At 50.8% G+C, this 14,462-nt stretch carries 3 protein-coding genes; all 3 read left to right on the top strand.

Annotated features, from left to right (window positions below; all coding sequences use genetic code 11):
- Positions 1–616 precede the first annotated feature (616 nt).
- The 3 genes from ACJJIB_RS20945 to ACJJIB_RS14165 all read left to right on the top strand — a co-directional run bounded on the left by ACJJIB_RS20945 (position 617) and on the right by ACJJIB_RS14165 (position 14,446).
- Positions 617–2,269, top strand: a complete 1,653-nt coding sequence (locus ACJJIB_RS20945; RefSeq protein WP_507021849.1) for a DUF11 domain-containing protein — start codon at positions 617–619, stop codon at positions 2,267–2,269.
- A complete protein-coding gene (locus ACJJIB_RS14170; RefSeq protein WP_444886554.1) occupies positions 2,269–7,494 on the top strand; it encodes an OmpA family protein in 5,226 nt (1,741 codons plus the stop codon). Before ACJJIB_RS20945 ends, ACJJIB_RS14170 begins: the two co-directional genes overlap by 1 nt.
- Before the next feature lie 190 nt (positions 7,495–7,684).
- Complete coding sequence (locus tag ACJJIB_RS14165) at positions 7,685–14,446, top strand: DUF4225 domain-containing protein (protein ID WP_444886553.1); 6,762 nt, start codon at positions 7,685–7,687, stop codon at positions 14,444–14,446.
- The last annotated feature ends 16 nt before the right edge of the window (positions 14,447–14,462 follow it).

The following is a 14,462-nucleotide window of genomic DNA, read 5'->3' as shown; positions in this document are numbered from 1 at the left end:
GCTGCTTTCAATTGTAAAAGAAGTTGCCGTTGTCGGCGGTGGCGCAGCCGAAGCCGGAGCAGTGCTGGAATATCTGGTGACCATTGAAAATATCAGTGGTGTGCCGGCGACCATGGTAAATATTACTGATGACCTAATGGTTGCCGGCGATGGAGTCCTTACCTACGTTGCGGACTCTGCCATGCTCAATGGCCAAGTAGATGGAGTTAGCGTTGCCGGTACGGTAATTACTGCTGACTACTCCACAACTTATGGAGATTTGCTGCCGGGTGAAAGTGTGACATTGCGCTTCCAGGCAAAACTTTCCGACAGCCTGGAAATTGGCTACACCGTGGTGAATACCGCGGAAGTGCACTGGAATGATCCACCTTCAAGCAACCAGGCCAGTGTTGCTATCGATGTTGGTGGCACACCGGGAATCGCTAATTTGGCCGGTTACCTGTGGCACGATGTGAACTTCAATAATCAGGCCGATGCCGATGAACGCCTGTTGTTGAACTGGGCAGTGGATCTGTATTTCAACGGCGCATTGCTGGAAACTATCCAGACTGATGAAAATGGTTATTTCCATTTCCAGGGACTGGTACCCAACAATTATGGTGGTCTTAGTTACGAGATGCGCTACACCGCGCCGGATGCCAGCGAAAGTACCGCATCTCTGGGTAATCCGGTTTCCGATTTCACCAATGGTCCCCAGCGTATCAGTGAGATCTTTGTGGAGTCTGGTGCTAATCCGCAAGACTTAAACCTGCCGCTCACGCCAAACGGAGTCATTTACAACTCCATCCTGCGTGCTCCGATTACCGGCGCTACGCTGAGTATGCTGCGTGCCAGCTCTGGACAAGAACTGCCAGATCGTTGCTTCGATGATGAAAAGCAGCAGGGTCAGGTAACCCGTGCCGGTGGCTACTACAAGTTCGATATTAATTTCGATGATGCCGCCTGTCCGGCCAATGCGGACTACCTGATTCGGGTAGAACTGGCCGATGACAATTATGTCGGTGGTGAATCCCTGGTTATTCCAGCGCAGACCAATGCGGAAACTGCCGGATTCGATGTGGGCGCCTGCCTCGGCAGTAATGCAGATATGGTGCCGGGTACTGCGCAACACTGTGAGGTACAACTGTCCCCGGCTAATCCGCCGCTGGATATAGAAGCGCGTGATACCTTGACCAACTATTACCTGCGCCTGACTCTGGATAACAAACAGATTCCAGGGGATAGCCAGTTGTTCAACAACCATATCCCCCTGGACCCGAAATTAGAAGGGGCGCTCTCTATTACTAAAACTGCGGCCATGTTGAATGTGACCCGCAGCCAATTGGTGCCTTACACCATTACCTTCGGCAATAACCTGCCAGTACCGCTCACCGATTTGCAGCTGGTGGACTTCTTCCCCGCTGGCTTCAAATACGTGGCGGGCTCGGCGCGTCTCGATGGTGAACCGGTGGAACCGGAGATGAAAGGGTTACAGTTGATCTGGTCGGACCTACGTGTAGAGGCGGATCAGACCCGCGAGTTGAAACTGCTACTTGTTGTAGGTTCCGGTGTGGGGGAGGGCAAATATGTGAACCGTGCACGTATGTTCAACCAGCTCTCCGGGCAGACGGCGTCTGGTGAAGCTTCGGCGACCGTGCGTGTGGTACCGGACCCCACTTTCGACTGTACCGATGTGATCGGTAAGGTCTTCGACGATAAAAATATGAACGGCTATCAAGATGCCGGGGAAGGTGGACTGGCCGGTGCGAGGGTAGTCAGCGCAACGGGTCTCAATGCCACTGCCGATGCCCACGGTCGATTCCATATCACCTGTGCGGTGGTGCCAAACCCCGATCGCGGTTCCAATTTTGTGCTCAAGCTCGACGACCGCAGTTTGCCAAGCGGCTATCGTCTCACCACAGAAAACCCGCGCGTGGTGCGTGCGACCCGAGGCAAGATGGTGAAGTTTAACTTCGGCGCCAGCCTGCACCGGGTAGTGCGCCTGGATATGGCCGAGGCGGTCTTCGAACCGACAACTACCGAGATGCGTCCCCAATGGCAGTCCCGTATTGAGCTGCTGCTGGAAAAACTCAGTGAAGCGCCCTCGGTATTGCGCCTGTCCTACCTCGCGGAAAATGAAGACCCGGATTTGGTGGAAGAGCGTTTGCAAACGATCAAGGCGGATATTGCCGAGCAGTGGGCGCGTAGTTATGGCGACTACGACCTGACGATTGAAACGGAAGTGTTCTGGCGGCGTGGTGCGCCGCCCAGCAAAGGAGGGTGGCAGTAATGTCCTTTGCAGATGGCAATAAAAAGCGCAGTAACCTGGAGTGTTCGCACACACCTGGCACAGCGGTTGTTGCGAAAAAAAACACTCGCACATTTCGTCGGCGTGAGCGTTGCCTGGCCACAGCGATTACTTTGGCCTTGGCAATGCCTGTACACGCGCAGCAGCAATCTGACACCGAGGTAGCCGAACCCCTGGAAACCAGCTGGTGGCAGGTGTGGCAAAAAATTCCCGGACTGGCTCCAGAAGTAGAAGAGCCGCAGACGGAGTTTGAGGAAAAATCCATAGGCAGCAATACGGAAACGATGTTGCTGCGCGCCCCTTCCAATCAATGGCTGCAGGATGCGGGCACTTTTATTGCCCCTCCCGAGCCGATTGTGGTGGAAGACTTTATCGAGCCATTACAGTTTTTCGCTGTGGCTGATGAAGTTTCTCCTGAGGCCATCGCGTTATTGCGTGAAAAGCTGGATGAGCTGGGAGAAACGCCCAATTTCCAATTGCATTTTATTGGTCACACCGATTCGGACCCGATGCAAAAAGAATTCGTTGCGGATTACGCAAGTAAGGAAGAATTTACCCTTGCTCGCGCTCAATTCGTGGCAGATTTTTTCCAGCAGGCTTTGGAACTGCCGGAAGAGATGATCGCGGTGGAAAGCCGCGGTGACGCAGAGCCCATTGCCGACAATATCACTACTGCCGGACGCGAACTGAACCGTCGTGTGCAAGTGCAGGTGAGTTACGATGCTCTGGATGCAGAGGCTATGGCAGCCCGTGCCCGCGCTGAAGCCCTGGCACTTAACCGGGTCAAAGTGTGTCGGCAGGAAACGGTTTGTAGATTGAATTATACCGCTGGCACTGAACAGCGCGCGCGCTTAAAAAACCTGGTTAATCCTTTGCGCTGGCAGCCGGGGCAGGCGAATTTACCCGAGGCGTTCTTACGGCGTATCCGCGAAGTGCGCACAAATCTGGCCAACAAAAATAATCTGGTGATTCATTTTGTTGGTCATACCGATGCGTTGCCTCTGCAAATTGGTGAAAGCTCTGAGCAGCAACAGAATGCCTATCGGGAAAAGTCCCACAGCGAAGCCCGCCGTGTTGCTCTGGCGGTGCGCGATGCCCTGGGCCTACCGGACACCATGATTTCCAGCAGCGGCAAGGGCGCCAGTCAGCCCATAGCCGCCAATGACACACCCAAGGGGCGCACCCTAAACCGCCGTGTGGAAGTGGAGTTCTGGTACGACGATCCCCTCGAAGTGGCGGTGGATGGCGTACAGGCCTGCCCAGAGGCGGCAGCCGCGGAAACCATTACCATTGCCCATCAATCTCTACGTGGCGATATAGCGCCTATCCGTTTCGATAATGGCGATCCGATTATTACCCAGGCGCAGCTGACTCAAATTCGCGCTGCCATGGGGGAAATTTCGAGCAAAGCCAATGTGCGCTTGAGTTTTATTGGTTATAGCGAAAACAAGCGCATGGACCGCCGGGAAGCCATGGTCTACGGCGATGATGTTGGGCTCTCTGGTGCCCGCGCGCGCCGTGCGATGGAGCAGGTAAAAGAGCTTCTCAGCCTCGAGGACTCCCAAGTGGAATTTGAAGGGCGCGGTTATGTACAGTCCGACGATGTAGTGGCCAACGGTTTCACCCTGGATGAAGGCGCGAGGGTTGAAGTGCAGGTGCTCTACGATGAGCTGGCGATTCTGGCGGAGAGCGACCGTCTGGAGATCGAGCGTATTAACCGCGAAGCCATCGCTAACAACCCCTATTCACTGAATTTAATGCGTATTACTGTGGATGGCAGCCCCGAATACGATCCCTATAAAAATTCTGCCGATCTGCAGCGCTGTACCGATGTGGCGCTGGATAATGCCAATATCCAGTTCCGCTTCGATAACAAAAAAATGCAGCCGCGTCTGAATATTTCAGCCTGGCCCAATACCATTCGCTATGCGGATAACCCGGATACCGAGCACAGCGAGAACCGCGTGGTTTTCCGCAGCTATACCAACTATCCCAGTTTTATTGAGCAGGCCGAGGTACGCCTGTTTGAAGAAGGGCAGTCCCTGCGAGACACGCCGGTTGACATAGTCCCGCTGGCTGCCGGAGAAGGGGAGTGGTTTGCAGAATTTTCCCATTTCCAGGCACCGCTAAAAAAACTGCACTATGTCTTGCGGGTGTACGATAAAAAAGGCCGCTTCGATGAAACTGCCGAACAGACTCTGTGGTTGGTGGATAAGGTTGAAGAGTCAACGAAAGAGGTAAACGTTTCTCAGGAATTATTGGTTGGCTACGGTGAAAATCGCCTAGCGCGAAGAAATATTCCTCTGGATGGCAACAGTGTGCTGGTGAACGGTGCCGAGGTACCGCCAGGGCACACCGTGTGGCTGGCGGGCAACCCGGTACCGGTCAACGAACAGGGCCAGTTTGTCGCCGAACAAATTTTCGACCCCGGTATGCACACCGTGGAAGTGGCAGTTCTGGATGAAGAGGGCAATGGCGAATTGTTCCTGCGCGATCTGGAATTTGCCAAAAACGATTGGTTTACCGTGGGTATTGCCGATCTCACGATTGGCTATGACAAAACCAACGGCCCAGCGGCGCTGGTTACCGGCGATGAAACCCACTACGACAATTCTGTTAGCTACGATGGCCGCTTGGCGTTTTATACCAGCGGTGGTTTCGGTGAGGGCTGGCGCCTCTCTGCCAGTGCGGATACGGAAGAGGGGCCGGTGGATGATTTATTTTCCAACTTTATGGAAAAAACGCCCGATGCCCTGTTCCGCCGTTTAGATAGTGATCTTTATTATCCTACCTTTGGTGACGACTCCACCGTAGTGGAAGACGCACCCACCTCCGGCAAGTTTTATGTGAAGTTGTCCAAGTACGACGACTACGGCTTGTGGGGTAATTTCAAAGCGACCTATGCCGATAACGAACTGGCGCAAATAGACCGCGCACTCTATGGTGCTAACGGCCACTTCGAAAGCGACGCTATGACCAGCTTCGGGGAAAAACGCTTTCAGGTGGATGCCTTTGGTGCGGAGCCTGGCACCATTGCCGGGCGCGATGAGTATCGTGGAACCGGTGGCTCCCTCTATTTCATGCGTCATCAGGATATTCTCAACGGCTCCGAACGCCTGCGGGTTGAAGTGCGGGATAAAGACTCCGGCTTGGTACTGGCCGTAAAAAATCTCTCCCCGGTGATCGATTACGATATCGATTACATTCAAGGCCGCGTACTGCTGAACAAGCCCTTGTCTGCCTTGGCTAACGATAATCTGTTAATCCAGGATGGCTCTTATAACGGTAACCCTCAGTATCTGGTAGCCCGCTACGAATACACCCCCGGCTTTGAAGAGATGGATACTCTTGCCTTTGGTGGCCGCGCCCATTACTGGTTTGGAGATTACGTAAAGCTGGGTCTCAGTGCTACCCAACAGGATGAGGATGACAACGAAACTGCGCTGCAAGGCTTTGATTTAACGTTACGTAAAACGGCAGGCAGCTGGCTGAAAGTAGAAGTGGCCAACAGTGAAGGCGGTAACCTCGATAGTACCAACTCCTTAGATGGTGGTTTTACTTTTGATAGCGGTCAAACTTTTGATCCTGAGGCTAGCGCTGCTGCCAACAAAATTGAAGCTAGCCTACAGCTGGGTGATTTCTTCGAAAGCCTACGCGGCTCCGGTAATTTCTATCACCAGCAACGGGAAGCGGGGTTTTCTGGCCCCGGTCAATTTGCCCGCGGTGAAACCACCCAGTTTGGAGCGGGGATCAACCTACCTCTCGGTGAAAGTTTCGATGTGGGCTTGAAAGCGGATAGTAAAGAAGAGGAATTCGGCCTGCACACCAGTGCAACGGATTTGATGCTCGGCTACCGTCTCAACGATCACTGGCATCTCAGTTCCGGTGTGCGCAGCGATAGCCGCGAAGATTTCTCCCAAGTTGTAGCGGCCACCCAGACCCAGGGCGACCGCACTGATATGGCAGTGGAGGCCAGTTATGATTCTGGCGAAAATTGGAGTGCTTTCGGCTTTGTGCAGGGTACCGTAGAGGTGACCGGCACTCGTGAGGAAAACAATCGTGTCGGTGTCGGCGGTGCCTACCGGGTGAGCGACAGACTCACCATGGATAGTGAGGTTTCCAGCGGTGATACCGGCATGGGCGCGCGACTGGGCACTGACTTCCTGGTGAGCGACAGAACCAGCGTATACCTGAATTACACCCTCGATAACGAGCGCAGCGATACCGGCGTACGTGCCCGCAAAGGCAATATGAGTACCGGCTTCCGCAGCCGTTATTCCGATACCCTGAGCATGTATGGTGAGGAGCGCTACAGTCACGGCGATATCTCCACCGGACTGACGCATGCCTTGGGTATGGACCTGGCGCCCAATGATCGCTGGACATACGGCACCACGGTAGAAGCGGGCACCCTGGAAGACCCACGCACCGGTGCCAAAACCGAGCGCAACGCCCTGGGCCTTAATATGGGCTATAGCCTGGATGCGATCCGTTTGGCCTCAGCGGTGGAATACCGTACCGATGCCATGGAAACCGCAGTGGATGAAAATACTGTGCTGGAATCCGAGCGCGATACCTGGCTGCTGAAGAACACCCTGAGCTATCAGCTCAACCCAGACTGGCGCTTGGTTGGCAAATTCAATTACTCCGATAGCAAAAGTTCCCAGGGCGAGTTCTATGATGGAAAATTTACTGAAGCGGTAATGGGCTACGCCTACCGCCCAGTCAATCACGATCGCCTCAACACGCTATTGAAATACACCTATTTCTATAACGTGCCCACCAAAGATCAGGTAACCGTAGAAAACACCTCGGCTGAATTTATTCAGAAGAGCCATATTTTCTCCGTGGATGCCAGCTACGATCTCACCCAACGCTGGACCCTGGGAGGCAAATACGCCTACCGCCTTGGCCAGCTAAGCCTGGATAGAGAAGACCCGGAATTCTTCGACAGTCGCGCCAGCCTCTATGTGCTGCGTGCAGACTGGCATTTTGTAAAACGCTGGGACCTCCTCATCGAAGGGCGCCTGCTTGATTTACCCGACGCGCAGGACAGCAAGAGCGGTGCATTAATTGGCCTATATCGCCATATCGGTGATCACCTCAAGCTGGGGGTGGGCTACAACTTTACGGATTTCTCTGATGATCTTACTCAGCTGGATTACGACAGCCAGGGATTGTTTGTGAATATTGTTGGGAAGTTGTGAGCGTTGATTGTGTGGCCCGGCGGGAGCCGGGCTGGTAATGGTGCCGAAGTAGATAAATCGATAGCCTTCCCGCGCCTATAGACTATTTAATAACCAGAATAAGGCTGGTCTCACCGTAAAATTGACAACTGTTGTAAACCTCGGATAATGCGCGCCGCTTTTAAAAATATACAAGTTTCCGGTGGTAGTTGTGTCTTTAGGCCTGCGTTTTATTGCATGTTTCTTCTCTTTGCTGTGCTCCTCCCTAGTTTTTGCAAATAACTTCGAAGACACACCATCCTCGGCATCCGGCCCCTTCACTGTTCGGTGGTCTGCCAGCGATACGGGGCTAGATGGCTGGTTCATGAGGAAAGCGAGTGGTCCCGGTGGTAGCTTTAGCCAGATTGGCAAAACAACTGGAAGCTATTCAAAAACTTTCTACCCTACTGCAGATGGTGTCTATACATTTGAACTCTCTGTAAATCGGACTTGTTGCGCTGGCAAGGATATTGCTCATGTTAGGCTTGCCACCAAGTCAGTGACAGTGAGACTTGCAAAACCCGGTAAGCCTGCTGCTCCAACCGCTGAAACCAATAGTCAAACCGGAGCATTTACCCTTTCTTGGTCCTCTCCCTCAGGTGCTGCTAGCCAGTACTATGAGTTGGTACAACAACTAAATGATGGCAGCTGGTCGTCTCCAGTAAGTGTTTCGGGCCGCACCTATAATGTGAGCGGGCTATCTACAGGTGAGTGGGACTTTAAGGTACGCGCCTGTAATAGCGCAGGATGTGGTAGCTACTCCAATGAAAAGCGAGTCAATGTAGCCATCCCACCTTCTACGCCAAGTGCTATTTCTGTATACGGCGGAGAGAAAGAGCGGGAACAGATCGTATTACCCCTTTTACAACCAATCCCCATGGTTTTGATTATCCCGCCGGATAACTCAAAATCAGATGGAACTGTTGGTGTAAAGTGGAGTGAGCCAACCTCGGGCTCAGAAGTTACAGGCTACCAAATTGAGCAATGTAAAGATGATTGCTCAACTTGGACTCCTGTGTATTCAGATACAGGAGTCGGCCCTGTTAGCTTGCCTCTTGAAGGGAGCACACCCTTAGCAAGTGGTACTTATCAATACCGTATTCGCGCCTACGTGACAGTTGGCGGTTATACGACCTACAGTGATTGGATTAAGTCATCGACAGTCTCTGTAACCCGAAGGCCAGATGCTGTACTCAATTTTACCCAGCCAAACCACGGCACCCAGAGTGAAAGCTTTGTGGTGGCATGGTCTCCCGTTTCTGGTTCTTTTAATCCGGTTACCCGCTATGAGCTTAAATGCAGCATCAATAATGGTGGTTATACCTATCTCAACTGTGGTAGTTCAAATTTAGGTACTAGCACCTCTATGCAGGTTACCTTGAATCCGGGAGATTCGGGAGTATACCGGTTTATTGCCAGAGCTTGTAATAATGATGGTTGTAGTGGCTGGACGCCGTCTGCGAATAGCAAGGTCGTAATGGTGAATGTTCCTCTAGAAGCACCGAATACGCCTAAATTTATATCCGTTCCTAAAGACAGTGAGTTTGGTGATTACGACATAAGCTGGAGTGAACCAGACCTTACTTGGACCTCATTTGAGCTGCAACGCGAGCGCAGAAATGATCCTGACCCTAGCTGCGGTGCTAGCTGCTGGAAGGTTGTTTCAGGAAATTTGGCGGGAACGACCTATGAGGCCCGCGGCGATCTAGAAGATAAATATCGCTACAAAGTCCGCGCCTGTAATGGTCCAGAATGCTCAGATTGGGCCATCAGTGACTGGATTGATGTCCACAACCTGGAAGGTATTGAGCCAGCGGTAAGCCTGGCGGTGGCTGATACTCCGGGAACTATGCTGTATAGCGCCGAAGTTAGCTCGCAGGGCGATGCGCTTGTCTCAATACCTATCGAAGTTGCTCCTGGGGTAAATAGTCTCGTTCCCAACCTGGGTATCCGATATTCAGGTGCTCGTTACCGCGAAAGAAATAATGAGATGCTGCCCGAGGATATTTTGGGCTATGGGTGGAGACTGAGTGGCCTGCAAGAGATTCGGCGCTGCGTAAAAAATCGCCCCAACACCGACCGTATTATGTTGGACGATAGTGATTCGCTCTGCTTGAACGGCCAGCCGCTGGTCCTCGTATCTGGTAGCTATTGGGAGCCAGGTTCAAAGTACCGAAAGTTGAAAGATGACTTCAGTCTTATTGAACTCAAGGAGACAGATGATCAGCCATGGTTCCTTGTGAATAAGCCTAACGGCGACATTTACGAATTTGGTAACACAAACGATAGTCAAGTTCGAGCGGGGCAGAATCCAAGCTTTGCCTGGAGTATTAACAAGATTACTGATGCTTTTGGGAACAGCTTAGCCTATCGCTACCACCTGGATACCGTAGAAGGTATTAACTACCCACTGGAGATTATTTACGGTAATGAAGGTGATGCGCGTATCGAATTTGCCTATGGCACTCGCAGCGACGCGCCCCCTCAGCCATTGTCCCCTGGGGAAATTGAGCAGGAGCAGTTAGTATTGCTCCATCATATTAATGTATACCTCGACAACCAATTATTGCGAGAGTACCGCCTCATTACCGAGCCTGAGCCGGAAACTACCAGCGAGGACTCCAAGCATTACCGTCGCCTGCAGCAGGTTCAGCAATGCGGCTATGATGTGTATGGCACTAGCTACCAGTGTCTTAACCCTCTGGTGTTTGGTTGGGATGAAGTTGGCAGTAATAGTGAGCTGGACCTAGACACCGGAATTTCTGAAATTATTGATGGCTTAGGAAAATCCACAAGGTTCTATCACACCACTGTTCGGGATGTTGCCGTAGAGTCTTCAGTGGCTGGCAATGGTATTTTCCTCGAGAGGCCTTTTGGCGAAGGTGTACTGCCTGCGAATGTGGAAAACCTCCAAGCGGATAATGGTGATTATCGAACGGTAGTCGGTGAAGTTCACCGCTCTAATGGCATTTCAAATGGCTGGCATGTCACCAAATATTATTACCAAGGCGTTGGCTTGGTAAGTACGAAGAACTGGGGTTTCCTTGGCTTCTACGCACAAAAGATCCATGATGAAGAATCGGGCATTGTCACTTATTTACAGTTCCGCCAAGACTTCCCCTATTTTGGCAAGGTGGCAAGAAAACTCCAATTCCAGGGTGCATATGGTTCCCATACACAACAATTGGCAGATGAACGCTACCGATATCAGGCTCTGGAGTTGTCTACTGGTTTCGGTAAGAGCTTCTATCCCCTGTTGGAGAAAAGCGCGGAGACCCTATTCGAAAGGAATCAAATCGTAGGTTATTTCTCAAGAGAGAATAGTGTTGGGAAAAGCACCCTTGGCTCCTTTGGAGAGCTTCTGGAGAATCAAACTACTCTTGAAGTAACGGCAAAGTCACTGGTGGAATCCAGTGGTGAGGCTGGCTGGGGAGAAATTGCAGCTTTCTCCCTGGAAGGTATAGAGAGAAGTCGAGAGACTTTTACCAGCTTTGAAAACCGAGTTGACAGCGATAAATGGTTGGTGGGCTTTGCATTCGCTCAGGAGTTGAGGGAGTATGATGGTGCTGCTACAGGCACCCCCGATCGTGTGCAGGCTGTTATCTCTTTGCCTTATCAATATACCAATAGAGTTGCAACCCAGGTGCGTTTCCCAGACGATTCGGACCTGAGGCTGAGTACAGATTACAATTATGATGAATTTGGCAACCTGATCAGCGAGACGGTTAGTGGAGCAAATGTTGAGACAAGAACCACTTTTGCCTCTAACTTTATTGATCGGCGCTACCCTGAAACGCTGACCAATGCGCTAGAGCAGCCCTTAACGCTAAGGTATGATCATCGTTTTGGTGCTGTTTCTGAAGTTGTCGATCTCAATCAGCGCAAGACCAGTGTTGTATATGATCCATTTGGCCGTGAACTTCAAACAACCAATACTGATGGCATTACCTTTACAACAACATACTCTGCTTGTTTTGCCGGTACTTGCCCTATCTCCGGCGGAATGCTTACTGCCTATAAGGTAACGAAGAATTCCTCAATCACACCACAACTCGACCTTTACTATGATGTACTGGGGCGCTTGGTTCAGCAGGACCAAGTGGCTTTTGATGGCCAGCGCACAGCCCACCGTGAATTTAACTACGATCTGCAAGGCCGTTTGTATCTGGAGACTGCGCCTTACTACCCGGGGGAAAGTAAAGCGCTCACTATTTATGACTACGATATAAAAGATCGTACTAGTAAGATCACCCGTCCGGATGGTAGTGAAATTCGTACCAACTACTACCCCGATGTGGTTCAAGGGTATATCCGTGTCGAAGCTGAAGAAGATATTTTAGATAGTAATGGCAGTCTGGTTGAAACCCAGATTAAACATCACTTTTACAATATTTCTGGCAGCCAAATGAAAGTGCTAGAGGCAGTGGGAACCAATAAACAGGTTGCCACAGAGTATGACTACTATGGCAGTGGTTTACTGAAATCTGTGCTGGTTAATAGCGACTCCGCCACCCGCTCTTCGTTCCTTTATGATGATGCAGGTAATAATATACAGACGGTTGATCCTGCTTTTGGCAAGGTGACAACTCACTACAATGCACTGGGTCAAATCAGGGAACAGACAAATAATAAAGGCAATACCTTAAGTTATCAGTACGACAAGCTTGGTCGCATGATTGAACGGGCAGATGCGGATGGGGTATCCACTTGGACCTTTGATGCCCTAAATGCCATTGGCAGCATCGCCAGCCGACAATATAGCCAAAATGGTTTAACCCTGTTCTCTGAAGACTATGTCTATAATACGGCGGGTAAACTGCAGACGTTGAACACCACTCTACAAGCGGGTGGATTGCAGCGCAGCTATCAGCATCAATATAATTATGATAACTCCGGGCGCCTGAAAAAGCTGACCTATCCTTCTGGTGCAGAAGCCCATCACTTTTATACGAGCCAGGGATTCCTATCGCAAATTACCGATGGACAAACCGCTCTCAAAACCTTCAAGGACCGCGATGCGTCAGGGAAGCTTCTGGAGTTTGCTTTTGCCAACAATCTAACAACTTCCAGAAATTATGATGTGAAGAGTGGCCTTCTCACCGCTATTAATACTGGCGGTGGTTCCATTCAGAATAATATCTACAAGTGGCGCTCTAATGGCACTCTGGAAAGTCGTATTTCCTTGAGTGGAAGTAATACAAGGGAAGAGCGTTTTTCTTATGATGCACTTAACCGACTAGAAAATGTTGAAACGCTAATTGGGGGTAGCTCTCAACGGAGCCTTAACACACTATTTGATTCCCTCGGAAATATCGTTAGCAAATCGGCAACTGGGGCTACTGGTAATCAGGTGACTGGCTATCAGTATGGGCAGAGCAACAATGCCGGCCCTAATGCGGTAAGCCAGGCCACTATTAATGGCGTCGTCAATAACTTAAATTACGATGAGAATGGCTCGCTGACCCACTACGATGCTGCTGAGGGTGACGACAAGTGGATTACTTGGAATGCGCGTCAACAGGCTCAGGAGATAACCATAGGGAACACTCAAAACACTGCAACTCCTATAGCCAGAGACCGCTTCCAATATGGCCCCAACGGGCGGCGTTACTACCGTGAATCTAGCTGGTGGGATGAGTCACAGCAGAAGCTGATGACTGAAAAAGCCTTTATTGTGGGTGACTATGAGGACCTACTGCCGGCCAATGACCCAGACTACCAGCGGATTGAAAAGGCCCGTATAAGTGGGGATATTCTTCAGGTAGCAGCTACAGACCACCTTGGTATCAAGGTCGAAGTCTTTGAATTCTTGCACCGTGATCACCTGGGCTCCATCGAGAAAGTCACTGATGAATCCGGCGCGGTTATCCTGGATACGGCATTCGATCCCTATGGCAGTCGTAAGAAAAGTGACTGGACCGGTACTCTTAGCAAGGTGGAAACTGAGGAGTTGCTGGCCTCCCAAGGGCTAACCACCAAGAGAGGCTTTACTGGCCATGAACATCTGGATAGGACCGGCCTGATTCATATGAATGGCCGGATCTATGATCCTACCTTGGGAAGGTTCTTAAGCCCTGATCCCTTTGTGCAGTTCCCATCGAGCTCGCAGAGCTGGAATAGATATTCCTATGTCAGGAATAATCCGCTATCTGTGTCTGACCCCTCTGGCTTTAAAGAGTACAATAAGAGAAAGCTTCTTGTCGCGTCTGGTGGTGGGACAGTGGAGAGTGGGCCAACTGCAATTGGTCGCCGTTTACCATCAGGTTCATTAGGTGCTGGTAAGATTTATTCTGTAGGCCCTGGAGGCTTTCCTGAAAGAGGGGGGATCTTGAGAGATACCGGAGGCGGAGGCGGAGGCGGTGGCTCTCAAAATTCAGAGGAAGAAGAAGAGGAAGAGAATAAGCCCGACGAGGTAAATAAAACCGCCAGTTGTGAAGATTATAAAAGAGCAGGCATGTCATGTGGTGGACAAAGCAATAATGATAGTACTGGTTGGGCGTGGTTTAAAAATCATTCAGCTGGGATATTGACTACTGCAGGAGGAATTGCACAAATAGCTGGTGGGCTAGCTCTTTGTTCCACAGGCCTTGGGTGTGCAATGGGGGCTGTTTTAGTTGCACATGGGGCAAATAATATTTACGAAGGGACATCGGGTAAGGATGGCCTTGTTAGAAAGGGGTATCAATGGGCATCGGAAAGCTTATCTGGTGACTCAGAGTATGGTGATCTTGCTTTTGGTTTTGTTGATGTCGGAATGTCTATTGGCGGGGCTACCCGACTGGTGCTAAAGCCTAATTCATGGAAATTATTCCGAAATATACGGTCAGACTATGTGCGTTCTTATAGTCAATCGTCTTCATCTGGTCTAGTTATGAACGCAGCTTATGATGCAAATACAACCTACGATACCTATAACAGGGTTTTAGGAGAATGATTTATTTTTTTTTGTA

It is taken from the genome of Microbulbifer mixtoriginis (SeqCode), from assembly GCF_052467705.1.
The sequence above is the reverse complement of the archived record's forward strand: the minus strand, read 5'-3'. Positions and strand labels throughout refer to the sequence as shown.